Origin of the sequence: Pseudomonas sp. S4_EA_1b (assembly GCF_016307435.1) — a bacterium.
GTDB classification, from domain to species: Bacteria; Pseudomonadota; Gammaproteobacteria; order Pseudomonadales; family Pseudomonadaceae; genus Aquipseudomonas; species Aquipseudomonas rhodesiae.
In genome coordinates, this window is the sequence record NZ_JAEILC010000055.1 from 1 (window position 1) to 24,585 (window position 24,585).

At 59.5% G+C, this 24,585-nt stretch carries 23 protein-coding genes; 17 read left to right on the forward strand and 6 right to left on the reverse strand.

The genetic code is table 11. From position 1 onward, the window contains the following. Positions 1 to 182: 182 nt before the first annotated feature. Together YA0848_RS18565 and YA0848_RS18570 are read right to left on the reverse strand one after the other, a co-directional pair. A complete protein-coding gene (locus YA0848_RS18565) occupies positions 183 to 1,400 on the reverse strand; it encodes an argininosuccinate synthase (protein ID WP_034096138.1) in 1,218 nt (405 codons plus the stop codon). A gap of 129 nt (positions 1,401 to 1,529) precedes the next feature. Further along, positions 1,530 to 2,438, reverse strand: a complete 909-nt coding sequence (locus tag YA0848_RS18570) for a flagellar protein MotY (RefSeq protein ID WP_034096137.1) — start codon at positions 2,436 to 2,438, stop codon at positions 1,530 to 1,532. 156 nt (positions 2,439 to 2,594) lie between these two features. Between YA0848_RS18570 and pyrC the strand changes: the two genes are divergently transcribed. Together pyrC and rnt are read left to right on the forward strand one after the other, a co-directional pair. Then, positions 2,595 to 3,641: a dihydroorotase gene (pyrC, locus tag YA0848_RS18575; RefSeq protein WP_034111964.1), complete on the forward strand. Its 1,047-nt coding sequence runs from the start codon at positions 2,595 to 2,597 to the stop codon at positions 3,639 to 3,641. Beyond that, positions 3,638 to 4,309 carry a ribonuclease T gene (gene rnt, locus YA0848_RS18580; protein ID WP_010564138.1) on the forward strand — a complete coding sequence of 224 codons (672 nt, stop codon included), beginning with the start codon at positions 3,638 to 3,640 and terminating at the stop codon, positions 4,307 to 4,309. Before pyrC ends, rnt begins: the two co-directional genes overlap by 4 nt. 64 nt (positions 4,310 to 4,373) lie before the next feature. Here rnt and YA0848_RS18585 read toward each other — a convergent pair whose 3' ends face one another. Then, complete coding sequence (locus YA0848_RS18585; RefSeq protein ID WP_034096135.1) at positions 4,374 to 4,976, reverse strand: peroxiredoxin; 603 nt, start codon at positions 4,974 to 4,976, stop codon at positions 4,374 to 4,376. Positions 4,977 to 5,218: 242 nt separating this feature from the next. Between YA0848_RS18585 and YA0848_RS18590 the strand changes: the two genes are divergently transcribed. Both YA0848_RS18590 and bfr read left to right on the forward strand, forming a co-directional pair. Further along, entirely contained in the window at positions 5,219 to 5,437 is a 219-nt protein-coding gene (locus YA0848_RS18590) for a bacterioferritin-associated ferredoxin (RefSeq protein ID WP_034096134.1), read from the forward strand. Positions 5,438 to 5,638: 201 nt separating this feature from the next. Beyond that, positions 5,639 to 6,109 carry a bacterioferritin gene (bfr, locus tag YA0848_RS18595; RefSeq protein WP_034096133.1) on the forward strand — a complete coding sequence of 157 codons (471 nt, stop codon included), beginning with the start codon at positions 5,639 to 5,641 and terminating at the stop codon, positions 6,107 to 6,109. A gap of 69 nt (positions 6,110 to 6,178) precedes the next feature. Here bfr and grxD read toward each other — a convergent pair whose 3' ends face one another. Together grxD and YA0848_RS18605 are read right to left on the reverse strand one after the other, a co-directional pair. Then, entirely contained in the window at positions 6,179 to 6,517 is a 339-nt protein-coding gene (gene grxD / locus YA0848_RS18600; protein WP_065906770.1) for a Grx4 family monothiol glutaredoxin, read from the reverse strand. An 86-nt stretch (positions 6,518 to 6,603) separates the two neighbouring features. After that, on the reverse strand, positions 6,604 to 8,712 hold the full coding sequence (locus YA0848_RS18605) for a molybdopterin oxidoreductase family protein (protein ID WP_169902714.1): 2,109 nt from the start codon (positions 8,710 to 8,712) through the stop codon (positions 6,604 to 6,606). Positions 8,713 to 9,145: 433 nt separating this feature from the next. On the opposite strand from YA0848_RS18605, the gene argF reads away from it, so the two are divergent. Further along, positions 9,146 to 10,066, forward strand: a complete 921-nt coding sequence (gene argF, locus YA0848_RS18610) for an ornithine carbamoyltransferase (RefSeq protein WP_034096130.1) — start codon at positions 9,146 to 9,148, stop codon at positions 10,064 to 10,066. Next, a complete protein-coding gene (locus YA0848_RS18615; RefSeq protein WP_034096129.1) occupies positions 10,063 to 11,172 on the forward strand; it encodes an ABC transporter ATP-binding protein in 1,110 nt (369 codons plus the stop codon). Before argF ends, YA0848_RS18615 begins: the two co-directional genes overlap by 4 nt. 56 nt (positions 11,173 to 11,228) lie before the next feature. On the opposite strand, the gene ybaK is transcribed toward YA0848_RS18615, so the two are convergent. Then, the gene (gene ybaK, locus YA0848_RS18620; protein WP_034096128.1) at positions 11,229 to 11,699 is read right to left on the reverse strand and encodes a Cys-tRNA(Pro) deacylase; all 471 of its coding nucleotides are present in this window, start codon (positions 11,697 to 11,699) and stop codon (positions 11,229 to 11,231) included. Positions 11,700 to 12,025: 326 nt separating this feature from the next. Here ybaK and YA0848_RS18625 point away from each other — a divergent pair, with 326 nt between their 5' ends. From YA0848_RS18625 to YA0848_RS18675, 11 genes are all read left to right on the forward strand, one after another. After that, positions 12,026 to 12,880: an MIP/aquaporin family protein gene (locus tag YA0848_RS18625; RefSeq protein ID WP_034096127.1), complete on the forward strand. Its 855-nt coding sequence runs from the start codon at positions 12,026 to 12,028 to the stop codon at positions 12,878 to 12,880. A gap of 76 nt (positions 12,881 to 12,956) precedes the next feature. After that, positions 12,957 to 14,462, forward strand: coding sequence for a glycerol kinase GlpK (gene glpK / locus YA0848_RS18630; RefSeq protein WP_169902715.1), 1,506 nt, complete (start codon positions 12,957 to 12,959; stop codon positions 14,460 to 14,462). A gap of 83 nt (positions 14,463 to 14,545) precedes the next feature. Beyond that, positions 14,546 to 15,301: a DeoR/GlpR family transcriptional regulator gene (locus YA0848_RS18635; protein WP_169902716.1), complete on the forward strand. Its 756-nt coding sequence runs from the start codon at positions 14,546 to 14,548 to the stop codon at positions 15,299 to 15,301. Positions 15,302 to 15,527: 226 nt separating this feature from the next. Then, the gene (glpD, locus tag YA0848_RS18640) at positions 15,528 to 17,066 is read left to right on the forward strand and encodes a glycerol-3-phosphate dehydrogenase (RefSeq protein WP_169902849.1); all 1,539 of its coding nucleotides are present in this window, start codon (positions 15,528 to 15,530) and stop codon (positions 17,064 to 17,066) included. Positions 17,067 to 17,438: 372 nt separating this feature from the next. Then, positions 17,439 to 18,365 (forward strand): glutamate/aspartate ABC transporter substrate-binding protein, encoded by a 927-nt coding sequence (locus tag YA0848_RS18645; protein ID WP_184315953.1) that lies wholly within the window; start codon positions 17,439 to 17,441, stop codon positions 18,363 to 18,365. Positions 18,366 to 18,558: 193 nt separating this feature from the next. Then, positions 18,559 to 19,305 carry an amino acid ABC transporter permease gene (locus tag YA0848_RS18650; RefSeq protein WP_034096122.1) on the forward strand — a complete coding sequence of 249 codons (747 nt, stop codon included), beginning with the start codon at positions 18,559 to 18,561 and terminating at the stop codon, positions 19,303 to 19,305. Beyond that, positions 19,305 to 19,976, forward strand: a complete 672-nt coding sequence (locus YA0848_RS18655; protein ID WP_034096121.1) for an ABC transporter permease subunit — start codon at positions 19,305 to 19,307, stop codon at positions 19,974 to 19,976. The genes YA0848_RS18650 and YA0848_RS18655 overlap by 1 nt, the downstream gene beginning before the upstream one ends. After that, positions 19,973 to 20,707, forward strand: a complete 735-nt coding sequence (locus YA0848_RS18660; protein ID WP_034096120.1) for an amino acid ABC transporter ATP-binding protein — start codon at positions 19,973 to 19,975, stop codon at positions 20,705 to 20,707. The genes YA0848_RS18655 and YA0848_RS18660 overlap by 4 nt, the downstream gene beginning before the upstream one ends. 139 nt (positions 20,708 to 20,846) lie before the next feature. Beyond that, on the forward strand, positions 20,847 to 22,748 hold the full coding sequence (locus YA0848_RS18665) for a sensor histidine kinase (RefSeq protein WP_034096119.1): 1,902 nt from the start codon (positions 20,847 to 20,849) through the stop codon (positions 22,746 to 22,748). Beyond that, a complete protein-coding gene (locus tag YA0848_RS18670; RefSeq protein WP_034096118.1) occupies positions 22,745 to 24,082 on the forward strand; it encodes a sigma-54-dependent transcriptional regulator in 1,338 nt (445 codons plus the stop codon). Before YA0848_RS18665 ends, YA0848_RS18670 begins: the two co-directional genes overlap by 4 nt. After that, positions 24,082 to 24,420, forward strand: coding sequence for a GlpM family protein (locus YA0848_RS18675; RefSeq protein WP_034096117.1), 339 nt, complete (start codon positions 24,082 to 24,084; stop codon positions 24,418 to 24,420). The genes YA0848_RS18670 and YA0848_RS18675 overlap by 1 nt, the downstream gene beginning before the upstream one ends. Positions 24,421 to 24,585 lie beyond the last annotated feature (165 nt).

Consider the following 24,585-nt stretch of genomic DNA (forward strand, 5'->3'; position numbering starts at 1 on the left):
ATTATAAAATTCTTAGTACTCCTACAAATTACCCACCGCAATCTGTGCAAATAAATTGATCAGTACAATTTTTGGCGCAATTGCTCATAGATTTAAACGCGGATAAACATGTGGTGTTGCTAAAGTAGCCAGGCAAAAAAAAGCCCCTTGAGTAAGGGGCTTTTTTCAAGCGTATCCGCGACTCAGAACAACGAACGGCCTTTATTGGCAGCAATGCGCATACGCAGTGCATTCAACTTGATAAAGCCTGCGGCGTCTGCCTGGTTGTAGGCACCGCCATCTTCTTCGAAGGTGGCGATGTTGGCATCGAACAGCGACTCATCCGACTTGCGACCGGTGACGATCACGTTGCCTTTGTACAGCTTCAAGCGCACCACACCGTTCACGTGAGCCTGGGAAGCATCGATCATCTGTTGCAGCATCAGACGCTCCGGGCTCCACCAGTAGCCGGTGTAGATCAGGCTGGCGTACTTGGGCATCAGCTCGTCTTTGAGGTGAGCCACTTCACGGTCCAGGGTGATGGACTCGATAGCGCGGTGCGCGCGCAGCATGATGGTGCCGCCCGGGGTTTCGTAGCAGCCGCGGGACTTCATGCCCACGTAGCGGTTCTCGACGATATCGAGACGGCCGATACCGTGCTCGCCGCCGATACGGTTCAAGGTGGCCAGTACGGTGGCCGGGGTCATCTCGACGCCGTCCAGCGCCACGATATCGCCGTTACGGTAGGTCAGTTCCAGATACTGCGGGGTATCCGGCGCCTTTTCAGGGGAGACGGTCCAACGCCACATGTCTTCCTCGTGCTCGGTCCAGGTGTCTTCCAACACGCCGCCTTCATAGGAGATGTGCAGCAAGTTGGCATCCATGGAATACGGGGATTTCTTCTTGCCGTGACGCTCAATCGGGATTGCGTGCTTTTCGGCGTAATCCATCAGCTTTTCACGGGACAGCAGGTCCCATTCGCGCCAAGGTGCAATCACCTTGACACCAGGCTTGAGCGCATAGGCACCCAGCTCGAAACGGACCTGGTCGTTGCCCTTGCCGGTCGCGCCATGGGAAATGGCGTCGGCGCCGGTTTCGTTAGCGATTTCGATCAGGCGCTTGGCGATCAGAGGACGTGCGATGGAGGTACCCAGGAGGTACTCGCCTTCATAGACGGTGTTGGCGCGAAACATCGGGAAAACGAAATCGCGGACGAACTCTTCGCGCAGGTCGTCAATGTAGATCTCTTTCACGCCCATGGCTTGCGCCTTGGCACGTGCAGGTTCGACCTCTTCACCCTGACCCAGGTCAGCGGTGAAGGTCACCACTTCACAGTTATAAGTATCCTGCAGCCACTTGAGGATCACCGAAGTGTCCAGGCCGCCGGAATACGCGAGAACGACCTTGTTTACGTCGGCCATGCCATCACTCCACGGGGTTGTACGGAAAGGCGTCGATTCTACCGATCAAAACCGTGAAATTACAGGGGCGCGACAGCAAATGAAGATAAAGCGACAGATTATGTCGAACGGGCGACCAATGGTCGCACCTTAGGAGGTGTGCGCCGGATTGCTGGGTGTCGCGGCCTGGGGCGCCGGTTTCTCGGGGGCCGCCACTCTTTCCAACTGGATATTCACGCGACGGTTACGGGCGCGATTGGCGGCATTGGTGTTGGGCGCCAGAGGGTAGCTTTCACCGTAGAACCGCAGGGTGATCTGGGATTCCGGGATGCCATTGGCCTTGAAGTAATCCATGACCGCCAAGGCGCGCCGACGCGAGATATCGCGATTACTCAGGCGATTGCCGCTGTTGTCCGAGTGGCCGTTCAACTCGATATGGTTGACGGTAGGATCGGCCTTCATGAATGCGAGAATCACCGACAGCTTTTGCTTAGCCGCTGCATCCAGTTCGATACCGCCGCCGGGGAAGCCCACCACGGTCTGCTTGACCTGATCGTAGTTCATTGGCAGCAATTTAGTCGTACACAACTGATAGTCGCTGTAGGCCTTATTGAATTTCACTGGCAGTAAACGGATCTCCGAATACCCACCCTCACGCCCGTAATGCCGCACAGTAGGCGAACGCCCTTCGAGCAAGCCGATGAACAGACGCCCGGCCTGGGCCTGTGAACTATTGAACAGGACGTCGCCGCTCCCGGCGCGCACCGCTCCCAGATTTATGTCACCGCGACCCGGCTGCCACGGAGCGGCAGCCGCCAACAAGGTGGCCGATCCAGCGCCCAGCGATCCGTTGTAGGCTTTCAGGCGGAATGTCGCCTGCTCGCCGGCTCGACGCACGAACTCACCTGAGCCGAAATCAGTAATCGGCTGGGTCAGACGGCACTCGAACTGGTCGCCTTCCACCTTCCACTCAATATTTTCCAGTCGTGTCTGGAACGTGAGTGCCATTGTAGGCAGACTGGCGAACACACTGAGCAGGGCTAGATAATGCTGGCGCACGGGAGGCTCCACTGGTTTCTACAACACTTCAAAGCGTCATACATCGTTAAGGCATACCCAGTGCTATCGGTCGTATCCCGCAAAACTTGATAGCGAGTGCCTGCATGAGTCTTTTCCGGTAGCATTCCCACCAGATTGACCCGCCTGGAATCCCCAATGTCCGACCGCCTGACCCTGCTGCGTCCCGACGACTGGCACATTCATCTTCGCGATGGTGCTGCGTTGCCCCACACCGTGGCCGATGTTGCGCGCACGTTTGGCCGCGCCATCATCATGCCTAACCTGGTACCTCCGGTGCGTAATGCCGCCGAAGCCGACGCCTATCGCCAGCGTATCCTCGCGGTACGGCCGGCCGGCAGCCGCTTCGAACCGCTGATGGTGCTTTACCTGACCGACCGCACCCAGCCGGAAGAAATTCGCCAGGCCAAGGCCAGCGGTTTCGTGCACGCCGCCAAGCTGTACCCCGCCGGCGCCACCACCAACTCCGACTCCGGTGTGACCAGCATCGACAAGATCCTGCCGGCCATCGAAGCCATGGCGGAAGTCGGCATGCCGCTGCTGATCCACGGTGAGGTGACCCGTGGCGACGTCGATGTGTTCGATCGCGAGAAGATCTTCATCGACGAGCACATGCGCCGCGTGGTGGAGTTGTTTCCGACGCTCAAGGTGGTGTTCGAACACATCACTACGGCCGATGCCGTGCAGTTCGTCACCGAGGCCCCGGCCAACGTCGGCGCGACCATCACTGCGCATCATCTGCTGTACAACCGCAACCACATGCTGGTGGGTGGGATTCGCCCGCACTTCTATTGCCTGCCGATCCTCAAGCGCAATACTCACCAAGTGGCGCTTTTGGATGCCGCCACCAGCGGCAATCCGAAGTTTTTCCTCGGCACTGACTCGGCCCCCCATGCCCAGCACGCCAAGGAAGCGGCGTGCGGCTGTGCCGGTTGCTACACCGCGTACGCCGCTATCGAGTTGTATGCCGAAGCATTTGAACAGCGTAACGCGCTGGACAAGCTCGAAGGCTTCGCCAGCCTCAATGGCCCGCGCTTCTACGGCCTGCCGGCCAACACCGATCGCATCACCCTGGTTCGCGACGATTGGACCGCCCCTGCCAGCCTGCCGTTCGGCGAGCTGACTGTCATCCCGCTGCGCGCCGGTGAAACACTGCGCTGGCGCCTGCTGGAGGAAAGCAAGTGAGTGAAGACCATTACGATGACGAACACGAGCACAGTGGTGGCGGTTCCCGCCACCCGATGGCCGAGCGTTTTCGCGGCTATCTGCCGGTTGTCATCGACGTAGAAACTGGTGGGTTCAATTGCGCCACCGACGCGTTGCTGGAAATCGCCGCCACCACCATTGGCATGGATGAGCAGGGTTTTGTGTTCCCGGAGCATACCCACTTCTTCCGCGTCGAACCGTTCGAAGGCGCCAATATCGAAGCCGCCGCATTGGAATTCACCGGGATCAAGCTTGATCACCCGCTGCGCATGGCCGTGAGCGAAGAAGCGGCGCTGACCGATATCTTCCGTGGCGTGCGCAAGGCGTTGAAGGCCAACGGCTGCAAACGCGCGATCCTGGTTGGCCACAACAGCAGCTTCGACCTGGGCTTCCTGAACGCCGCCGTGGCGCGTCTGGACATGAAGCGCAACCCGTTTCACCCGTTCTCCAGCTTCGACACTGCCACCCTCGCCGGCCTGGCCTACGGCCAGACGGTGTTGGCCAAAGCCTGCCAGGCCGCCGGCATCGACTTTGACGGTCGTGAAGCCCACTCGGCGCGTTATGACACCGAAAAGACCGCCGAGCTGTTTTGCGGCATCGTCAATCGTTGGAAGCAGATGGGCGGTTGGGAAGACTTCAACGACTGAGACGGAATCCCACGCATAAAAAAACCGGCCTTCTCAGGCCGGTTTTTTTTACCGTAAACGTGGCTTACAGCTTGCCAGCGTTCTCGGTCAGGTAAGCGGCAACGCCTTCTGGCGAGGCGTTCATGCCTTTGTCGCCTTTTTTCCAGTTGGCAGGGCACACTTCGCCGTGCTCTTCGTGGAATTGCAGCGCGTCGACCAGGCGGATCAGCTCTTCCATGTTACGACCCAGTGGCAGGTCGTTGATGATTTGCGAGCGAACAACGCCCTTGTCATCGATCAGGAAAGCGCCACGGAAAGCCACGCCGCCTTCGGATTCAACGTCGTAAGCCTTGGCGATCTCGTGCTTCATGTCGGCAGCCATGGTGTATTTGACTTTGCCGATGCCACCATCGTTGATGGCGGTGTTGCGCCAGGCGTTGTGGGTGAAATGGGAGTCGATGGACACCGCAACCACTTCAACATTACGCGCCTTGAAATCGTCCATGCGGTGGTCCAGAGCGATCAGCTCCGAAGGGCAGACGAAGGTGAAGTCCAGCGGGTAGAAGAACACCAGGCCGTATTTGCCTTTGATGGCTTCAGACAGTTTGAAGCTGTCGACGATTTCGCCATTGCCGAGAACGGCAGGTACGTCGAAATCCGGGGCTTGTTTACCGACGAGTACGCTCATGGGGTATCTCCTGATGTGGGATGAAGATTGAAGTAAAAGGACCGATCCAGAGTCTGCCGTGTTCAAGCGACAAGCCTGTGACGCAGTCACGCTTCGTGAAGACCGACCATCATACACGGAAAAAACCGTTCGTCAGCGCGAGGGCGCCGGCGCGAAAAGTCCATGAATCTACTTTGACAATCATTCTCGTTAACATTAAGATCCATCGCACTTAAGCCCTAAACCCGCGACGGTTCTCCCTTATGTATGTGTGCCTCTGTACTGGCGTCACCGACGGACAAATCCGCGAAGCAATCTACGAAGGTTGCTGCAGCTACAAGGAAGTGCGTGAAACCACCGGCGTTGCCAGCCAGTGCGGTAAATGCGCTTGTCTTGCCAAGCAAGTGGTACGGGAAACCCTGACGCAGCTGCAGACCGCGCAGGCTTCGCTCCCCTATTCAGCAGAATTTACTCACGCCTGATCGGGCATGTTTTAAAGAACCGAACTTAGTGTTCGGTTTTTTTATGCCCGTAATTCAACTAGTTAGCGTCAAGACGCGGAACACAAACATTCTTATTCCGATTAATTTTCATTTATTATTCAATAACTTAGGTTTGACACTACAGAGTTCGCCGCTCAAACTCCGCCCTATACACAGCTATTACAGGGCAGGACCCCAGTCATGAAAGGCGACATCTCAGTCATCCAGCAACTCAACAAAATCCTTGCCAATGAACTGGTCGCGATCAATCAGTACTTCCTGCATGCGCGCATGTACGACGATTGGGGCCTGGAAAAGCTCGGCAAACGTGAATACAAAGAATCTATCAAGGCCATGAAGGACGCGGATGCGCTGATCAAACGCATCCTGTTCCTGGAAGGTCTGCCAAACGTGCAGGATCTGGGCAAGCTGAACATCGGCGAGCACACCCAGGAAATGCTTGGCAGCGACCTGGGCTTTGAACGCAAGAGCCACAGCGACCTGAAGGCCGCCATCGCTCATTGCGAAACAAGCGCCGACTTCGGCAGCCGTGAACTGCTGGAAGATATCCTCGAAGATCAGGAAGAACATATCGACTGGCTGGAAACTCAACTGGGCCTGATCGACAAAGTCAGCCTTGAGAATTACCTGCAGTCGCAGATGGGCGAATAAACCCAACGCACACAGGCACAAAAAAGCCCCGCTCTCTCACGAGAAGCGGGGCTTTTTGTTACACGGCGATCAAGCGTCAGTTTTGGCTGCCGCGTTTGCCGCTGCTTCTTTGATCAGCGCTTGCAATGAGCCGTCGGCCGCCATCTCAACGATGATGTCGCTACCGCCGACCAACTCACCGGCCACCCACAGTTGTGGGAAGGTTGGCCAGTTGGCGTACTTGGGCAGGTTGGCACGAATTTCTGGGTTTTGCAGGATATCGACGTAAGCGAACTTCTCGCCGCACGCCATGATGGCCTGGGACGCCTTCGCGGAGAAACCGCATTGAGGAGCGTTCGGAGCACCCTTCATGTAAAGCAGAATAGTGTTGTTGGCAATCTGCTCTTTGATCGTTTCGATGATATCCATGGAACACCTCTGCAGGAACTTTGCGACTCACAGGTCGGCACGGTGGCGCATTGTAACGCAAAATTCCCGCAGGATGCTCGGGCTCCTTACGCCGCGGCGACTTGCACGGGCACGCCATTCAAGGCCGCATTGCCGGATAACTCATCCAACTGCCGCTCGTCGGTCAGGTCATTGGCGCTGGCGCCTGGCTGTTCGCTGGCAATGCTCATCCGCACACCGGGGCGACCATGCCCCCAGCCATGGGGCAGGCTGACCACGCCGGGCATCATGTCCTGACTGGCGACCACCTCCACCTCGATCATGCCGATACGTGAGCTGACCCGTACCCGCTGGCCATCGCTTAGCTGGCGCTGAGCCAGATCGTCGGGGTGCATGTGCAACTGATGGCGCGGCTTGCCTTTCACCAAGCGGTGATAGTTGTGCATCCAGGAATTATTACTGCGCACATGCCGACGGCCGATCAACAACAGCTCATCGGCCATAGGTACTGGCTGAGCCGCGAAGCGCGCCAGGTCGGCGAGGATCACCGCTGGAGCCGCCTGCACCTTGCCGTCCGCGGTCTTCAAGCGCTCGGCAAGATTGGGCCGCAGCGGGCCCAGGTCCACGCCATGGGGATGATCGGCCAGTATCGCCAGCGACAACTTGTGGCTAGACGCATCGCCGTAAGCCCCGGCACGCAACCCGTAGTCGATCATCTGCGCCGGCGGCATGGTCGGCTTTAGGGCCGCGCCGGTCTTCGCCGCGAATGCCTGAGCCAAGCCCACGAAGATTTCCCAGTCATGCAACGCACCTTCGGGTTTGGGCAAGATCGCGCGATTGAACCGAGTGACATTGCGCACCGCGAACATATTGAAGGTGGTGTCGTAGTGATCGTTCTCCAGCGCCGATGTGGACGGCAGGATCAGGTCGGCGTAACGCGTGGTCTCGTTGATATACAGATCGACGCTGACCATGAACTCCAGACCATCCAGCGCCTGCTCCAATTGGCGACCGTTCGGCGTAGACAGCACCGGGTTACCAGCCACCGTCACCAGGGCGCGAATCTGGCCATCCCCTTCGGTCAGCATCTCCTCGGCCAGCGCCGATACCGGCAACTCGCCACCGTATTCCGGGCGCCCGGACACCCGGCTCTGCCAGCGGTTGAAATGGCCGCCTCCGGTCGATGCCACCAAATCCACCGCCGGCGACGTGCACAAGGCGCCGCCCACCCTGTCCAGGTTGCCCGTCACCAGGTTGATCAACTGCACCAGCCAATGGCACAAGGTACCGAACGCTTGGGTCGATACGCCCATGCGCCCGTAACAGACAGCCTTGTCCGCTGCGGCGAAATCCCGTGCCAACTGGCGAATCTGCGCGACCGGCACGGCACACTGGCGGCTCATCGCCTCGGCGGTGAAGCCGCTGACCGCACGGCGAACCTCGTCCAGCCCCTCAACCGGCAAATGGCTGACGCGATTCAGGTTCTCGGTGAACAAAGTGTTGAGCACACCAAACAACAGGGCTGCATCGCCCCCAGGCCGTACGAACAGGTGCTGATCGGCAATTGCTGCGGTTTCGCTGCGCCGGGGGTCGACGACCACCACTTTGCCGCCACGGGCCTGGATCGCCTTGAGGCGCTTTTCCACATCCGGCACTGTCATGATGCTGCCGTTGGACGCCAGTGGATTGCCGCCCAGGATCAGCATGAAGTCGGTGTGATCGATATCCGGAATCGGCAGCAGCAGGCCATGGCCGTACATCAGGTGACTGGTGAGGTGATGGGGCAATTGGTCCACGGACGTCGCGGAAAACCGGTTGCGCGTTTTGAGCTGGCCCAGGAAGTAGTTGCTATGGGTCATCAGCCCATAGTTATGCACGCTGGGATTGCCCTGATACACCGCCACCGCATTCTGCCCGTGCCGTGTCTGAATATCCGCGAGCCGCTCGGCCACCAGGGCGAATGCTTCCTCCCATGGGATCGGCTGCCATTCGCTGCCCACCCGCAGCATGGGTTGATGCAGGCGGTCGGGGTCGTTTTGAATATCCTGCAGCGCCACAGCTTTGGGACAGATATGGCCACGACTGAAAGTATCCTGCGGGTCGCCCTTGATCGAGGTGATCGCCAGGCGCCCGTCGTCGTTACGGGTGGTTTCCAGGGTCAGACCACAGATGGCTTCACATAGATGGCAGGCACGGTGGTGGAGAGTCTTGGTCATGGCCAGTCTCTTTATAGGGGCTTTGGGCTGACTATGGGCCGCGACCTCAATGGGCGCCAGCATCGTTCGCCCTGTGAATCGCCGGGCATCAGGCCGGGCCATGGCGAAGCATGAGCAAATGTTACAGAACCCCGCCCATACCGGCTGAAACCGACGCAGCCTGGCCCGAGCCCGCCTCCGCGCATTGCAAAAGGTTGCGAGGCCAGTGTACAAATGGGCCGCTGCTGTCAGGAAATTGTCTTCAAACGCGTCTCGGCGCCCTGCTTGAAAACCCCTAAAAACGTAGCCCTATTGGTAAGACGCGACATTTAATGTCAATATCGCGCCTTCCCCTATTTCGTCGCCCCCGTGCGGCTTTCGCCGCAGGTCTCGCCCGTTGTCACAATAAACAAGGCTTTGAGTATCTGCGGTCTGTTGCAAAAGGTAGTTAATGATGAGCGCAAGGCACTTTCTCTCCCTGATGGATTGCACGCCCGAAGAGCTGGTCAGCGTGCTCCGTCGAGGCATTGAGCTTAAAGACCTGCGTAACCGCGGTGTACTGTTCGAGCCTTTGAAAAACCGCGTACTCGGGATGATTTTCGAGAAATCATCCACGCGTACCCGCCTGTCCTTCGAAGCCGGCATGATTCAGCTGGGCGGCCAGGCCATCTTCCTGTCGCCGCGGGACACCCAACTGGGCCGTGGCGAGCCGATCAGCGATTGCGCCATCGTCATGTCGCGCATGCTCGACGCGGTGATGATCCGAACCTTCGCCCACAGCACCCTGACCGAATTCGCCGCCAACTCGCGCGTGCCGGTGATCAACGGCCTGTCCGATGACCTGCACCCCTGCCAGTTGTTGGCCGATATGCAAACCTTCCTTGAGCACCGCGGCTCGATCCAGGGCAAGACCGTGGCCTGGATCGGCGACGGCAACAATATGTGCAACAGCTATATAGAAGCGGCGATTCAATTCGACTTCCACCTGCGCATCGCCTGCCCGGAAGGCTACGAGCCTAACCCTGAGTTCCTGGCCAAGGCCGATGGCCGCGTGCAACTGCTGCGCGATCCAAAAGACGCCGTGGTTGGCGCGCACCTAGTGAGCACTGACGTGTGGACCTCCATGGGTCAGGAAGACGAAACCGCCAAGCGCCTGGCCTTGTTCGCGCCCTACCAGGTCAACCGCGACCTGCTAGACCTGGCCGCACCGGACATGCTGTTCATGCACTGCTTGCCTGCGCATCGTGGCGAAGAAATCAGCCTCGACCTACTCGACGACCCGCGTTCGGTCGCCTGGGATCAGGCCGAAAATCGCTTGCACGCACAGAAGGCCCTGCTCGAATTTCTGGTCGAGCCGGCGTACCACCACGCATGAGCCATTCATTACTGCTGAACCTGCGCAACCTGGCTTGCGGCTATCAGGACCAACGCGTGGTGCAGAACCTCAATCTGCACCTCAATGCCGGTGATATCGGCTGCCTGTTGGGCTCCTCGGGCTGCGGCAAAACCACAACCCTGCGCGCGATCGCCGGGTTTGAGCCGGTGTACGAAGGCGAGATCAGTCTGGCAGGCGAAGTCATCTCCAGCGCCGGTTTCACCCTGGCGCCGGAGAAACGTCGCATCGGTATGGTGTTCCAGGACTACGCGCTGTTTCCCCATCTGAGCGTGGCCGACAACATCGCCTTTGGCATTCGCAAGCACCCGCAAAAAGAGCGTGTGGTGGCCGAGCTGTTGGAACTGGTCAACCTGAAAAACCTGGGCAAGCGCTTTCCCCATGAGCTGTCCGGCGGCCAGCAACAACGTGTGGCACTGGCCCGCGCCCTTGCGCCGGAACCGCAATTGCTGCTGCTGGACGAACCCTTCTCTAACCTGGATGGCGAATTGCGCCGCAAGCTCAGTCATGAGGTGCGCGACATCCTCAAGGCGCGCGGTACCAGTGCGATCCTGGTCACCCATGACCAGGAAGAAGCCTTCGCGGTGAGCGATCAGGTGGGCGTGTTCAAAGAAGGCCGGCTGGAGCAGTGGGACACGCCCTACAACCTCTATCACGAACCGCAGACGCCTTATGTGGCCAGCTTTATCGGCCAGGGCTACTTCATTCGTGGGCAGTTGAGCTCACCGGAGTCGGTCAGCACCGAGCTGGGCGATCTGCGCGGCAACCGTGCCTATACCTGGCCTACGGGCGGTGCGGTGGATGTATTGCTGCGCCCGGACGATATCGTCTATGCGCCCGACAGCGCGTTGAAGGCAAGGATTGTCGGCAAGACCTTCCTCGGCGCGTCCACCCTGTACCGCCTGCAACTGCCGACCGGCGCACAGCTGGAGTCGATTTTTCCCAGCCATGCCGACCACCTGGTGGGCGCGGAGGTTGGCATTCGTGTCGCCGCTGAACACTTGGTACTGTTCCAAGCGTCAGGCAGCGTTGCGGCGCAAATTCCCCAGCTCGAATCCGGCGTACGGCGCTACAGCACTGCCAGCTGAGTCACGAAACGTGTGGGAGTGAGCCGCCTCCCACACGGCATCTTCAGCAATCTGGATTATGCCCGGCCAATTTCGGCAAATTTGGCTTGGGTATGCTCCGCCAGCACTGCCGCCGGCAACTCCACTTCCAACCCTCTCCTGCCTGCGCTGACAAAAATCGTCGCGAAGGGCTGTGCCGTCACATCAATAAACGTGCGCAAGCGCTTCTTCTGCCCCAGCGGGCTGATGCCGCCCAGTAAGTAACCGGTTGAACGCTGCGCGGCCGCCGGATCGGCCATTTCGACTTTCTTGACCCCCGCCGCATGAGCCAGGGCCTTCAAATCCAGACTTCCGACGACCGGTACTACGGCCACCAGTAATTCGCCCTTCTCGCTGCTCGCCAGCAAGGTCTTGAACACCTGCGCCGGGTCGAGGCCCAATTTCTCTGCGGCCTCCAGCCCATAGGAGGCGGCCTTAGGGTCGTGTTCATAACTATGAATACGATGTTCGGCGCGAACTTTCTTCAAAAGATCCAGTGCAGGGGTCATGGATACTCCAAGCGTGGCAAACAGATGGCCAATTCTAGGCCAACCCAGCACGAAACGCTCTAGTGCGCCCACTGCCGTGACACGCATCGGGCGTAGGTGACGTGATCATTCATCAGACCAATAGTTGGAAAGTGACTGACAGTTCACTTTCGACCTTTGACAGCGGTCATTCTTGTCTATATTTTTTCGTTTCCGAATACAGTGGGAAATAATCCTACGCATTCGAGCAGTAAGCCGTAACGGAGATGGGGATCCCCGCCGCGGTGAAAATCGCGCAAGGCCCGTTGAGGTCCAGCGCCAGACAAGAAAAACAATTGAGGTTTTCCATGACAACTGCTCTTCAACAGCCTTCACTTTCAAGCCAATGCATGGCCGAGTTTCTGGGCACTGCGCTCCTGATCTTCTTCGGTACCGGCTGTGTCGCTGCGCTCAAGGTCGCGGGTGCCAGTTTTGGCTTGTGGGAAATCAGCATCATCTGGGGGGTCGGCGTGAGCATGGCGATCTACCTGAGCGCCGGGATTTCCGGGGCCCACTTGAACCCGGCGGTGAGTATCGCGCTGTGCCTGTTCGCCGACTTCGACAAGCGCAAACTGCCTTTCTATATCCTCGCCCAGATCGCCGGCGCCTTTTGCTCGGCCGCCTTGGTCTACACCCTCTATAGCAATCTTTTTTTCGATTACGAACAAACCCACCATCTGGTGCGCGGCACTCAAGCCAGCCTTGAGCTGGCGTCGGTGTTCTCCACTTACCCCCATGCGCTGCTGAGCACCGCCCAAGCATTCTTGGTGGAAATGGTCATCACAGCGATCCTGATGGGCGTGATCATGGCCCTGACCGATGACAACAACGGCCTGCCACGCGGCCCACTGGCGCCGCTGTTGATCGGCCTGCTGATTGCCGTGATCGGCAGTTCCATGGGCCCGCTGACGGGGTTTGCGATGAACCCCGCGCGGGATCTGGGGCCGAAGCTGATGACCTTTTTCGCCGGCTGGGGTGAAATGGCCCTTACCGGCGGCCGCGATATTCCTTATTTCCTGGTGCCGATTTTCGCGCCGATCGTGGGTGCGTGCCTTGGTGCTGCGGCGTATCGCGGCCTGATCGCCCGTCATCTGCCGAGCGCCGCACCTGCTGTAATTGAAACACCTGACACGGCTGTCAACGGCAACACCCGTATTTCCTGAAAGCGCCAGCCTGGCGCCCCTGCCCTTCGCGGCCCAGGCTGATTTCTGACTTCCTATTTCGTTTAAGGCAATCGACATGACCGACCTTCAGAATAAGAACTACATCATTGCCCTCGACCAGGGCACCACCAGTTCGCGGGCAATCATCTTCGATCGTGACGCCAACGTGGTCTGCACCGCCCAACGTGAGTTCGCCCAGCATTACCCGCAAGCGGGCTGGGTCGAACACGACCCGATGGAGATCTTCGCCACCCAGAGCGCGGTGATGGTCGAAGCGCTGGCCCAGGCCGGCCTGCACCATGACCAGGTAGCCGCCATCGGCATCACCAACCAGCGCGAAACCACCGTGGTGTGGGACAAAGTCACCGGCCGCCCGATCTACAACGCCATTGTTTGGCAGTGCCGCCGTAGCACCGAAATCTGCCAGCAGCTCAAGCGCGACGGTCACGAACAATACATCAGCGACACCACCGGCCTGGTCACCGACCCGTACTTCTCGGGCACCAAACTCAAGTGGATCCTCGACAACGTCGAAGGCAGCCGCGAGCGTGCGCGCAGCGGCGAGCTGCTGTTCGGTACCGTCGACAGCTGGCTGATCTGGAAATTTACCGGCGGCAAAACCCACGTCACCGACTACACCAACGCCTCGCGCACCATGCTCTTCAACATCCACACCCTGGAGTGGGATGCGAAGATGCTGGAGATCCTCGACATTCCGCGCGAGATGCTGCCGGAAGTGAAGTCCTCGTCGGAAATCTACGGCCGCACCAAAAGCGGTATCGCCATCGGCGGCATCGCCGGTGACCAGCAGGCCGCACTGTTCGGCCAGATGTGCGTGGAAGCCGGCCAGGCTAAGAACACCTACGGCACCGGCTGCTTCCTGCTGATGAACACCGGCGACAAAGCCGTGAAATCCAAGCACGGCATGCTCACCACCATCGCCTGCGGCCCGCGCGGCGAAGTGGCCTACGCCCTGGAAGGCGCAGTATTCAACGGTGGTTCCACCGTGCAGTGGCTGCGTGACGAGCTGAAGATCATCAACGACGCCCATGACACCGAATACTTTGCCGGCAAGGTCAAGGACAGCAACGGCGTGTACCTGGTCCCTGCTTTCACCGGTCTGGGCGCACCGTACTGGGACCCCTACGCCCGTGGCGCGCTGTTCGGCCTGACCCGTGGCGTACGTGTGGATCACATTATTCGTGCAGCTCTGGAGTCGATTGCCTACCAGACCCGCGACGTGCTGGACGCCATGCAGCAGGATTCCGGCGAACGCCTCACAGCCCTGCGCGTAGACGGCGGTGCGGTGGCCAACAACTTCCTGATGCAGTTCCAGGCCGACATCCTCGGTACTCAGGTGGAGCGCCCGCAAATGCGTGAAACCACAGCGCTGGGCGCGGCGTACCTGGCCGGCTTGGCCTGCGGTTTCTGGGGCAGCCTGGACGAATTGCGCGGCAAAGCGGTGATCGAGCGCGAATTCGAACCTCAATTGGACGAAAAGGAAAAAGAAAAACTCTACGCCGGCTGGCAAAAAGCAGTCAGCCGCACCCGAGACTGGGAGCCCCACGAAGGCGCCGAATAAGCCAACCTCGGGTTGTAACTGGTAGGGAGCAGATTCCTGCGTCATCATGGGCCACTTTTGTATGGCAGCCCAAAGGACGCCCCATGAATCTGCCTCCCCGCCAGCAACAAATTCTCGAACTGGTCCGCGAACGCGGCTACGTCAGTATCGAGGAAATGGCGCAGTTGTTCGTTGTCACCCCGCAAACCATCCGCCGCGATATCAACCAGTTGGCGGACGCTAATCTGCTGCGTCGCTACCATGGCGGCGCAGCCTATGACTCCAGCGTCGAAAACACCGCGTACGCCATGCGTGCCGACCAGATGCGCGACGAAAAACAACGCATCGGCGAAGCCATCGCCGCCCAGATCCCCGATCACGCCTCGCTGTTCATCAATATCGGTACCACCACCGAATCCATCGCCCGTGCGCTGCTGAACCACAGCCACCTGAAAATCATCACCAACAACCTCAACGTCGCCGCCATGCTCAGCGCCAAGGACGACTTCGACGTGCTGCTCACCGGCGGCAATGTGCGACGCGACGGCGGCGTGGTGGGCCAGGCCAGCGTCGACTTTATCAATCAGTTCAAAGTCGACTTCGCACTGGTGGGTATCAGCGGCATCGACGAGGACGGCAGTCTGCTGGATTTCGATTACCAGGAAGTGCGCGTGTCCCAGGCGATCATCGCCAATGCCCGACAAGTAATTCTGGCGGCGGACTCCAGCAAATTCGGGCGCAATGCCATGATTCGGTTGGGGCCGATCAGTCTGGTGGATTGCCTGGTGACTGACCAAGAGCCGGTGTCGGCGTTGGTGCAGTTGCTGAATCAGCATAAGGTTCGGCTGGAAGTCGTGTAGGGCCTTTACTGATGCTATCGGGGGCNNGCTTGCCCCCGATAGCATCAATACTCGCTGAAACATCTCGAGCCTTAGACGGGCCAATGTTCACAACTTTTCCTTTTCCTGCCCTTCGATGAGTTTTTTCAATCGAAGTCGGGTGGCTGTGCCCGCGTTTATCGGCTACCATTTTCGCAAATGAACATTAATGTTCGAATTCCAATACGAAAAATCGCGAGGCCAGCCGATGAACCCTTCTACCTTGCCTGCTCCACCGCTTGCCGAAGTCTATGACGTTGCCGTTATCGGCGGCGGGATCAATGGCGTCGGCATTGCAGCAGATGCAGCCGGTCGTGGGCTGTCGGTATTCCTTTGCGAAAAGGATGACCTGGCCAGCCACACCTCTTCCGCCAGCAGCAAGCTGATCCACGGCGGTTTGCGCTATCTCGAACATTACGAATTCCGTCTGGTGCGCGAAGCCCTGGCCGAACGGGAAGTGCTGCTGGCCAAGGCGCCGCACATCGTCAAGCAAATGCGTTTTGTCCTGCCGCACCGCCCGCACCTGCGCCCGGCGTGGATGATTCGTGCTGGGCTGTTCCTCTATGACAACCTGGGCAAGCGCGAAAAACTCGCGGGTTCCAAGAGCCTCAAGTTTGGCCCGGACAGCCCACTGAAAAGCGAAATCACCAAAGGGTTCGAATATTCCGACTGCTGGGTCGACGACGCCCGCCTGGTGGTGCTCAACGCCATGGCCGCCCGCGAAAAGGGCGCCCATATCCACACCCAGACCCGGTGCGTCAGCGCCCATCGCAGCAAGGGCCTGTGGGAAATGAACATGGAACGTGCCGACGGCAGCCTGTTTTCGATTCGCGCTCGTGCGTTGGTGAATGCCGCCGGCCCATGGGTGGCCAAATTCATCAAGGATGACCTGAAACTTGATTCGCCCTACGGCATCCGCCTGATCCAGGGCAGCCACCTGATCGTGCCGAAACTGTATGAAGGCGCCCACGCGCACATTTTGCAGAACGAAGACCAGCGCATCGTCTTCACGATTCCGTACCTGAATCATCTGACCATTATCGGCACCACCGACCGCGAATACACCGGTGACCCGGCGAAAGTGGCGATCACCGAGGGCGAAACCGACTACATGCTCAAGGTGGTCAATGCCCACTTCAAGAAGCAACTGAGCCGCGATGACATCGTGCATACCTACTCCGGCGTACGCCCGTTGTGCAACGACGAGTCGGACAACCCATCGGCGATCACCCGCGACTACACCCTGGCACTGTCCGGGAGTACGGGCGAGGCACCGATCCTGTCGGTGTTCGGTGGCAAGTTGACCACCTATCGCAAGCTCGCCGAATCGGCCATGGCCCAACTGGCGCCGTACTTCACGCAGATGCGTCCTAGCTGGACCGCCACGGCCAGCCTGCCGGGTGGTGAGGACATGAGCACGCCCGAAGCGCTGGCCGAGGCGATTCGCGCCAAGTTCGATTGGGTTCCGAGCGAGATCGCACGCCGCTGGTCCACAACCTACGGCAGCCGCACTTGGCGCCTGCTGGAGGGCGTGCAAACCCTGGCTGACCTGGGCGAGCATTTGGGCGGTGGCCTGTACACCCACGAGGTCGACTATCTGTGCACAGAAGAATGGGCCACCCAGGCTCAGGACATCCTATGGCGCCGCACCAAGCTGGGCCTGTTTACCACTGAGCAAGAGCAGGACAACGTCCAGCGCTACCTGTCCAAGGTTGAGCAGAACCGCAGTAAGTTCCAAGCGGCCTGATCTGCCGCCGCATGGCCTTGAGCCTGCGAGTAACAACCTGAGAGCGCCGCGTTTATTCTGAATAAACGCGGCGCTTTTGCGTTTGTCCCGTACACACTTACGCCGATCGACCAACCAACAGCCATTCGGTTTTCCGAACACGACATCCCACGCTATTCGGTTTGCCGGATCAAAAGACCGGCGAAATCCCGTAACACAAACTTAATCACCTTCTAAATCATACAGTTAACCTTTTATTTCAAGCCTGGCACGACTCATGCTCTACACTCTTGGACGATTGCCGAGACGCCTCAGGAGCCGTCACGGACATTCGCTGTACAAGAGAGCCGTTTAGCCGGCTTCATAAAAAAAACAAATGTCGAGGAAGTATTGATGCGCATCGTTTCCCATATTTTGGGCGCAGCTATCGCTGCTGCTCTGATCAGCACTCCAGTCTTTGCCGCCGAACTCACCGGCACGCTGAAGAAAATCAACGACTCCGGCACCATCACCCTCGGGCACCGCGACAGCTCCATTCCGTTCTCCTACATCGCGGATGGCTCGGGCAAACCTGTGGGTTACTCCCACGACATTCAGCTGGCCATCGTTGAAGCCCTGAAAAAAGACCTGAACAAGCCCGATCTGCAGACCCGTTACAACCTGGTGACCTCGCAGACCCGTATTCCGCTGGTTCAGAACGGCACCGTCGACATCGAGTGCGGTTCCACCACCAACAACGCCGAACGCGCCCAGCAAGTCGCTTTCACCACCAACATCTTCGAAATCGGCACCCGTCTGCTGGTCAAGAAAGACAAAGATGGCAAGCCAAGCTATGCCGACTTCGCCGACCTGAAAGGCAAGAACGTCGTGACCACCGCCGGCACCACGTCCGAGCGCATCATCAAGTCGATGAACGCCGACAAGCAGATGGGCATGAACATCATCTCCGCCAAAGACCATGGCGAATCCTTCCAGATGCTCGAAAGCGGCCGCGCCGTAGCGTTCATGATGGACGACGCCCTGCTGGCCGGTGAAGAAGCCAAGGCCAAGAAGCCGGATGACTGGGTAATCACCGGTACTCCGCAATCTTTCGAAGCCTACGCCTGCATGGTCCGCAAAGACGACCCAGCATTCAAAAAAGCCGTGGATGACGCCATCATCGGTCTGTACAAGTCCGGCGAGATCAACAAGATCTACGGCAAGTGGTTCGAAAGCCCGGTTCCACCTAAAGGCCTGAACCTCAACTTCCCGATGAGCGACAAGGTCAAGGAACTGATCCAGAATCCGACCGATAAGCCGGCTCCGGAAGTAAAGATCTAAAAGCTGACTAACCTTATCTCCTGAGGGAGCCAACCCTCCCTCAGGCGTCTGTTACTACCTGCTGGTTTTAACTTGGAACACTCGACCTGGCGGTTTTCGAGCCGATCGCGTGTGCCTGGCGTTCAACGTCAGGCGGGAATGGATTTTCCCCAAGCGGGTGCTTGTACATCGATCGATTTCGGGGGAGACCCTAATGAATTACAACTGGGACTGGGGCGTGTTCTTCAAGTCCACCGGCGTGGGCAGCGAGACTTATCTCGACTGGTACATCGCCGGCTTGGGCTGGACCATCGCCATCGCCGTCGTGGCATGGATCATCGCCTTGCTGCTGGGCTCCATTCTGGGGGTCATGCGCACCGTGCCGAACCGGCTGGTATCCGGCATTGCGACCTGTTACGTGGAGCTGTTCCGTAACGTGCCGTTGCTGGTGCAGCTGTTTATCTGGTACTTCCTGGTGCCCGACCTGCTGCCGCAGAACCTGCAGGACTGGTACAAGCAGGACTTGAACCCGACCACCTCGGCCTACCTGAGCGTTGTCGTGTGCCTGGGCCTGTTCACCGCGGCCCGTGTCTGCGAACAAGTGCGCACCGGTATCCAGGCGCTGCCACGCGGCCAGGAAGCCGCCGCCCGCGCCATGGGCTTCAAGCTGCCGCAGATCTACTGGAACGTGCTGCTGCCCCAGGCCTACCGCATCATCATCCCGCCACTCACCTCGGAATTCCTCAACGTCTTCAAGAACTCCTCCGTGGCGTCCTTGATCGGCCTGATGGAACTGCTGGCGCAAACCAAACAGACCGCCGAGTTCTCGGCCAACCTGTTCGAAGCCTTCACCCTGGCCACGCTGATCTACTTCACCCTGAACATGAGCCTGATGCTGCTGATGCGCCTGGTCGAGAAGAAAGTCGCAGTGCCCGGCCTGATCTCCGTGGGGGGTAAATAATGGAACTCGATTTCAGCGGTATCATCCCCGCCATGCCCGGGCTGTGGAACGGCATGATCATGACCTTGAAGCTGATGGTCATGGGCGTGATCGGCGGTATCGCCCTGGGCACGATTCTCGCGCTGATGCGCCTGTCGTCCAGCAAACTGCTGTCGCGTCTGGCCGGCGCCTATGTGAACTACTTCCGCTCGATCCCCCTGCTGCTGGTGATCACCTGGTTCTACCTGGCGGTGCCGTTCGTGCTGCGCTGGATCACCGGCGAAGACACCCCGATCGGTGCGTTCACCTCCTGCGTCGTGGCTTTCATGATGTTCGAAGCCGCGTACTTCTGTGAAATCGTGCGGGCCGGCGTGCAGTCGATCCCCAAGGGCCAGATGGCGGCAGCACAGGCCATGGGCATGACCTACGGCCAGACCATGCGCCTGATCATCCTGCCCCAGGCGTTCCGTAAGATGACCCCGTTGCTGCTGCAACAGTCGATCATCCTGTTCCAGGATACGTCGCTGGTCTACACCGTGGGCCTGGTGGACTTCCTCAACTCCGCCCGCTCCAACGGCGATATCATCGGCCGCTCCAATGAGTTCCTGATCTTCGCCGGTGTCGTCTACTTCATCATCAGCTTTTCCGCCTCGCTGCTGGTCAAGCGTCTGCAAAAAAGGTTTGCCGTATGATCTCTATCAAGAACATCAACAAGTGGTATGGCGACTTCCAGGTGCTGACCGATTGCAGCACCGAGGTTAAAAAAGGCGAAGTGATCGTGGTGTGCGGGCCCTCCGGCTCGGGCAAATCCACCCTGATCAAGTGCGTGAACGCGCTGGAACCGTTCCAGAAAGGCGACATCGTGGTCGACGGCACTTCCATCGCCGACCCGAAGACCAACCTGCCGAAACTGCGCTCGCGCGTGGGCATGGTGTTCCAGCACTTCGAGCTGTTCCCACACCTGACCATCACCGAAAACCTGACCATCGCGCAGATCAAGGTGCTTGGCCGCAGTAAGGAAGAAGCCACCAAGAAAGGCCTGCAATTGCTTGAGCGCGTCGGCCTGTCGGCACACGCCCACAAGCATCCTGGCCAGCTCTCCGGTGGTCAGCAGCAACGTGTGGCGATTGCCCGCGCCCTGGCCATGGACCCGATCGTCATGCTGTTCGACGAACCGACCTCGGCCCTGGACCCGGAAATGGTCAACGAAGTGTTGGATGTAATGGTGCAACTGGCTCAGGAAGGCATGACCATGATGTGCGTGACCCACGAAATGGGCTTCGCCCGTAAAGTGGCCGACCGCGTGATCTTCATGGATGCCGGCAAGATCATCGAAGACTGCCCGAAAGAAGAATTCTTCGGCGACATCAGCGCCCGCTCCGAGCGCGCGCAGCAGTTCCTCGAGAAAATCCTGCAGCACTAAGCAATTAAGCCCGAGCCAGTGTGGGAGGGGGCTTGCCCCCGATAGCTGTGTGTCATTCGGTACATCTGTACTGAGCCACCGTCATCGGTGGCAAGCCCCCTCCTACATGGCAAGCTCTGGTTGACCCAAGGCATCTGTGATGAAATGCGACCCCAACCAATTTCGCGCCGCACCGCCATCACTTGCCGTGAAACCTCGCCTGATTCGCCAGTTGTTCCTGCCGCCGTTGATCATCGCCCTGATGATCGGCCTGGGTTACATCGGCTTCTGGATCAGTGAGTACTATGGCATCCGCACCCTCAGCGACAACGGCGAACGCCAGTTGGAGCTGCATGCCCGTACCGTCGAGAGCGAGATCAGCAAATACACCTACCTGCCCAGCCTGCTGGAGCTGGAGACCAGTGTCTCCACGCTGCTGGCCGACCCGAATCAAGAAACCCGCAAAGCCGTCAACGATTACCTCGAAGGCCTGAACCGACGCAGCCGCAGCCGGGCCATCTACGTGATGGACACCACTGGCCGCGTACTCGCCACCAGTAACTGGCGCGATGCCGACAGTTACCAGGGGGAAGACCTGTCCTTCCGCGCGTATTTCCAGAACGCCGTGCGCGGCCAGCCCGGTCGTTTCTACGGCATCGGCAGCACCAACGGCGAGCCTGGCTACTACTTGGCCCATGGCCTGGAGGAGCACGGCAAAATCATTGGCGTCGCCGTGGTCAAAGTGCGCCTCGAAGCCCTGGAAGAGCGCTGGCAGCGTGCGCGTCTCGAAGCGTTCGTGAGCGACGAGAACGGCATCATCATTCTATCCAGCGACCCGGCCCGCCGCCTCAAGGCCGTGCGTCCACTGAGCGACGAGGTCAAAGAACGCCTCGCCCACAGCCTGCAATACTACTGGGCCACCTTGAACGAGCTGGAGCCCCTGGCACGCGAGCGTTTGAAGGAAGGCACGGAAAAACTGACCTTCCCGGCCAATAGTGAAGTGGTCAACGACGAGCACGAGGTCAGCTACCTGGCGCAATCGCGCCCGCTCAATGACACCCCCTGGAGCTTCACCCTCCTCACCCCACTCAACGACCTGCGTCGCGCAGCGATCAATCAGGGCATCCTGGTGGCGGTCGCCTTCGGCCTGGTGGCATTCCTGCTGATTGCCTGGAACGAGCGACGCAAGGTCATCGCCACCCGCCTCGCCGCGCGGGAAGCCTTGCAGGAAGCCAACAGCCAACTGGAGCGGCGGATCGCCGAACGCACCGCCGACCTGCGCGCCAGCAACGAACGGCTCAAGGGCCAGATCCGCGAACGGCGCCAGGCCGAAGAAACCCTGCGCCGCGCCCAGGATGAACTGGTGCAGGCCGGTAAACTGGCGGCCATCGGCCAGATGTCCACCAGCATCGCCCATGAATTGAACCAGCCGTTGGCGGCGCTGCGCACCTTGTCCGGCAATACCGTGCGCTTCCTCGAACGCGGCGCGCTGGACACCGCCAGCACCAACCTCAAGACCATCAACGAACTGATCGACCGCATGGGCCGCATCACCGCCAGCCTGCGCTCGTTCGCCCGGCGTGGCGACGACCAGGGCCAAGCCAGCCTGGCCAAGGCTGTGGACGCCGCGCTCCAGGTGCTGAGCGCGCGTCTGGACAACCTGCCACTGACCTTGCACCGTGACTTTACCGACGCCCCATTGCAGATCGATCAAACGCGCCTGGAGCAGATCCTGGTCAACCTGATCGGCAACGCCCTGGATGCCATGCAGGCCCAGCCGGCGCCCGAACTGTGGCTGGAGGGCAGCAACGCCGAGGGCAAATACCGCTTGCAGGTGCGCGACAATGGCCACGGCATCGACCCCGAGGCGCGCAAACATTTGTTCGAACCGTTCTTTACCACCAAACCCGGCGAACAAGGCCTGGGCCTGGGGCTGACCCTGTCGGCCAGCCTGGCGGCGGCCACCGGCGGCAACCTCGCCGTGGAACACCCGCCCAGCGGTGGTACGGCCTTTGTCCTGAGCCTGCCATTGGCGGGCGCTCACCCCACTGAGTCGACATGAATACAGACCCCAATGACCTCACCGTCCTGATCGTCGAAGACGACCCCCATGTGCTGCTCGGTTGCCAGCAGGCCCTGGCGCTGGAAGACATCACCAGTGTGGGGGTGGCCAGCGCCGAGGAAGCCTTGAAGCGCGTCGGCGAGAACTTTGCCGGCATTGTCATCAGCGATATCCGCCTGCCGGGCATCGACGGCCTGGAGCTGCTCACCCGCCTCAAAGCCCTGGATAAAAGCCTGCCGGTGGTGCTCATCACGGGGCACGGCGATATTTCCATGGCCGTCGGGGCGATGCGCAACGGCGCCTATGACTTCATGGAAAAACCCTTCTCCCCCGAACGCCTGGTGGACGTCGCCCGGCGCGCCCTGGAGCAGCGCGGGCTGGCGCGGGAAGTCTGGGCGCTGCGCCGTCAACTGGCCGAACGCGACTCCCTGGAAGGCCGCATCATCGGGCGTTCGCCGGCCATGCAGAACCTGCGCGAATTGATCGCCAATGTCGCCGACACCTCAGCCAATGTGTTGATCGAAGGTGAAACCGGCACAGGCAAGGAACTGGTCGCCCGCTGCCTGCATGATTTCAGCCGGCGCCACGCCCACCAGTTCGTCGCCCTGAACTGCGGCGGCTTGCCGGAAAACCTGTTTGAAAGCGAGATTTTCGGCCACGAAGCCAACGCCTTCACTGGCGCCGGCAAGCGGCGTATCGGCAAGATCGAACACGCCCATGAAGGCACGCTGTTCCTCGACGAAGTGGAAAGCATGCCCATCAACCTGCAGATCAAACTGCTGCGGGTGTTGCAGGAACGCACCCTGGAACGCCTCGGCTCCAACCAGAGCGTGGCGGTGGATTGCCGAGTGATTGCCGCGACCAAGTCCGACCTGGACGAACTGAGCCGCGCCAGTCAGTTCCGCAGCGACCTGTATTACCGCCTCAACGTGGTCACCCTGGAGTTGCCGCCACTGCGCGAGCGCCGCGAAGACATCCTGCAATTGTTCGAGCATTTCCTGCAGCAGTCGTCGCTGCGCTTCGACCGCACCGCGCCGGAGCTGGATAACCAGACCCTATCCAGCTTGATGAGCCACGACTGGCCCGGCAACGTCCGCGAATTGCGCAACGTCGCCGAACGCTTCGCACTCGGCCTGCCCGCATTCAAAAAAAGCGGCGCCAGCAGCGGCGGCCAGGGGTTGGCCTTTACCGAGGCGGTGGAAGCCTTTGAGCGCAATTTGCTGATGGACGCCCTGCAACGCAGCGGCGGCAACCTGACCCAAGCCAGCCAGGAGCTGGGAATGGCCAAGACCACGCTGTTCGACAAAGTCAAAAAATATGGGTTGAGTCACTGATGGATCTGTTTCTGAAGGCCGCCCTGGGCGCGGCGGTGGTGCTGATACTCGCCGCGCTGGCCAAGACCAAGAACTACTACATCGCCGGGCTGGTGCCGCTGTTCCCGACCTTTGCGCTGATCGCCCACTACATCGTCGGCAAAGGCCGCTCGGTGGAAGACTTGAAGACCACCATCCTGTTCGGCATGTGGTCGATCATTCCGTACTTTGTGTACCTGGCTGCGTTGTATGTGATGGTCGACCGAATGCGCCTGGAGGCTTCTTTAGCCGTAGCGGCAGTAGCGTGGCTAATCGCCGCAACTGTGCTGGTAAGCGTCTGGGTACGCCTTCACACCTGACACACTGCGGTCAAACATGTGGGAGGGGGCTTGCCCCCGATAGCTGTGTGACAGTCAGCTCATCTGTAACTGGGCCACTGCAATCGGGGGCAAGCCCCCTCCCACCTTTGAAAGTTATTGCCTGGGCTGGATCAACTGAATCCCCTAACTGACTGGCATTAGGGC

Excerpts from the sequence above, each read along its gene's own strand:
- YA0848_RS18645 (WP_184315953.1), top strand. The coding sequence starts at position 17,439 with ATGCGCATCGTTTCCCATATTTTGGGCGCAGCTATCGCTGCTGCTCTG.
- glpK (WP_169902715.1), top strand. The coding sequence starts at position 12,957 with ATGACCGACCTTCAGAATAAGAACTACATCATTGCCCTCGACCAGGGC.
- YA0848_RS18590 (WP_034096134.1), top strand. The coding sequence starts at position 5,219 with ATGTATGTGTGCCTCTGTACTGGCGTCACCGACGGACAAATCCGCGAA.
- YA0848_RS18615 (WP_034096129.1), top strand. The coding sequence starts at position 10,063 with ATGAGCCATTCATTACTGCTGAACCTGCGCAACCTGGCTTGCGGCTAT.
- YA0848_RS18650 (WP_034096122.1), top strand. The coding sequence starts at position 18,559 with ATGAATTACAACTGGGACTGGGGCGTGTTCTTCAAGTCCACCGGCGTG.
- YA0848_RS18670 (WP_034096118.1), top strand. The coding sequence starts at position 22,745 with ATGAATACAGACCCCAATGACCTCACCGTCCTGATCGTCGAAGACGAC.
- YA0848_RS18675 (WP_034096117.1), top strand. The coding sequence starts at position 24,082 with ATGGATCTGTTTCTGAAGGCCGCCCTGGGCGCGGCGGTGGTGCTGATA.
- YA0848_RS18585 (WP_034096135.1), bottom strand. The coding sequence starts at position 4,976 with ATGAGCGTACTCGTCGGTAAACAAGCCCCGGATTTCGACGTACCTGCC.
- YA0848_RS18665 (WP_034096119.1), top strand. The coding sequence starts at position 20,847 with ATGAAATGCGACCCCAACCAATTTCGCGCCGCACCGCCATCACTTGCC.
- grxD (WP_065906770.1), bottom strand. The coding sequence starts at position 6,517 with ATGGATATCATCGAAACGATCAAAGAGCAGATTGCCAACAACACTATT.
- YA0848_RS18625 (WP_034096127.1), top strand. The coding sequence starts at position 12,026 with ATGACAACTGCTCTTCAACAGCCTTCACTTTCAAGCCAATGCATGGCC.
- pyrC (WP_034111964.1), top strand. The coding sequence starts at position 2,595 with ATGTCCGACCGCCTGACCCTGCTGCGTCCCGACGACTGGCACATTCAT.
- YA0848_RS18660 (WP_034096120.1), top strand. The coding sequence starts at position 19,973 with ATGATCTCTATCAAGAACATCAACAAGTGGTATGGCGACTTCCAGGTG.
- YA0848_RS18605 (WP_169902714.1), bottom strand. The coding sequence starts at position 8,712 with ATGACCAAGACTCTCCACCACCGTGCCTGCCATCTATGTGAAGCCATC.
- bfr (WP_034096133.1), top strand. The coding sequence starts at position 5,639 with ATGAAAGGCGACATCTCAGTCATCCAGCAACTCAACAAAATCCTTGCC.
- YA0848_RS18635 (WP_169902716.1), top strand. The coding sequence starts at position 14,546 with ATGAATCTGCCTCCCCGCCAGCAACAAATTCTCGAACTGGTCCGCGAA.
- ybaK (WP_034096128.1), bottom strand. The coding sequence starts at position 11,699 with ATGACCCCTGCACTGGATCTTTTGAAGAAAGTTCGCGCCGAACATCGT.
- YA0848_RS18655 (WP_034096121.1), top strand. The coding sequence starts at position 19,305 with ATGGAACTCGATTTCAGCGGTATCATCCCCGCCATGCCCGGGCTGTGG.
- YA0848_RS18565 (WP_034096138.1), bottom strand. The coding sequence starts at position 1,400 with ATGGCCGACGTAAACAAGGTCGTTCTCGCGTATTCCGGCGGCCTGGAC.
- glpD (WP_169902849.1), top strand. The coding sequence starts at position 15,528 with ATGAACCCTTCTACCTTGCCTGCTCCACCGCTTGCCGAAGTCTATGAC.
- argF (WP_034096130.1), top strand. The coding sequence starts at position 9,146 with ATGAGCGCAAGGCACTTTCTCTCCCTGATGGATTGCACGCCCGAAGAG.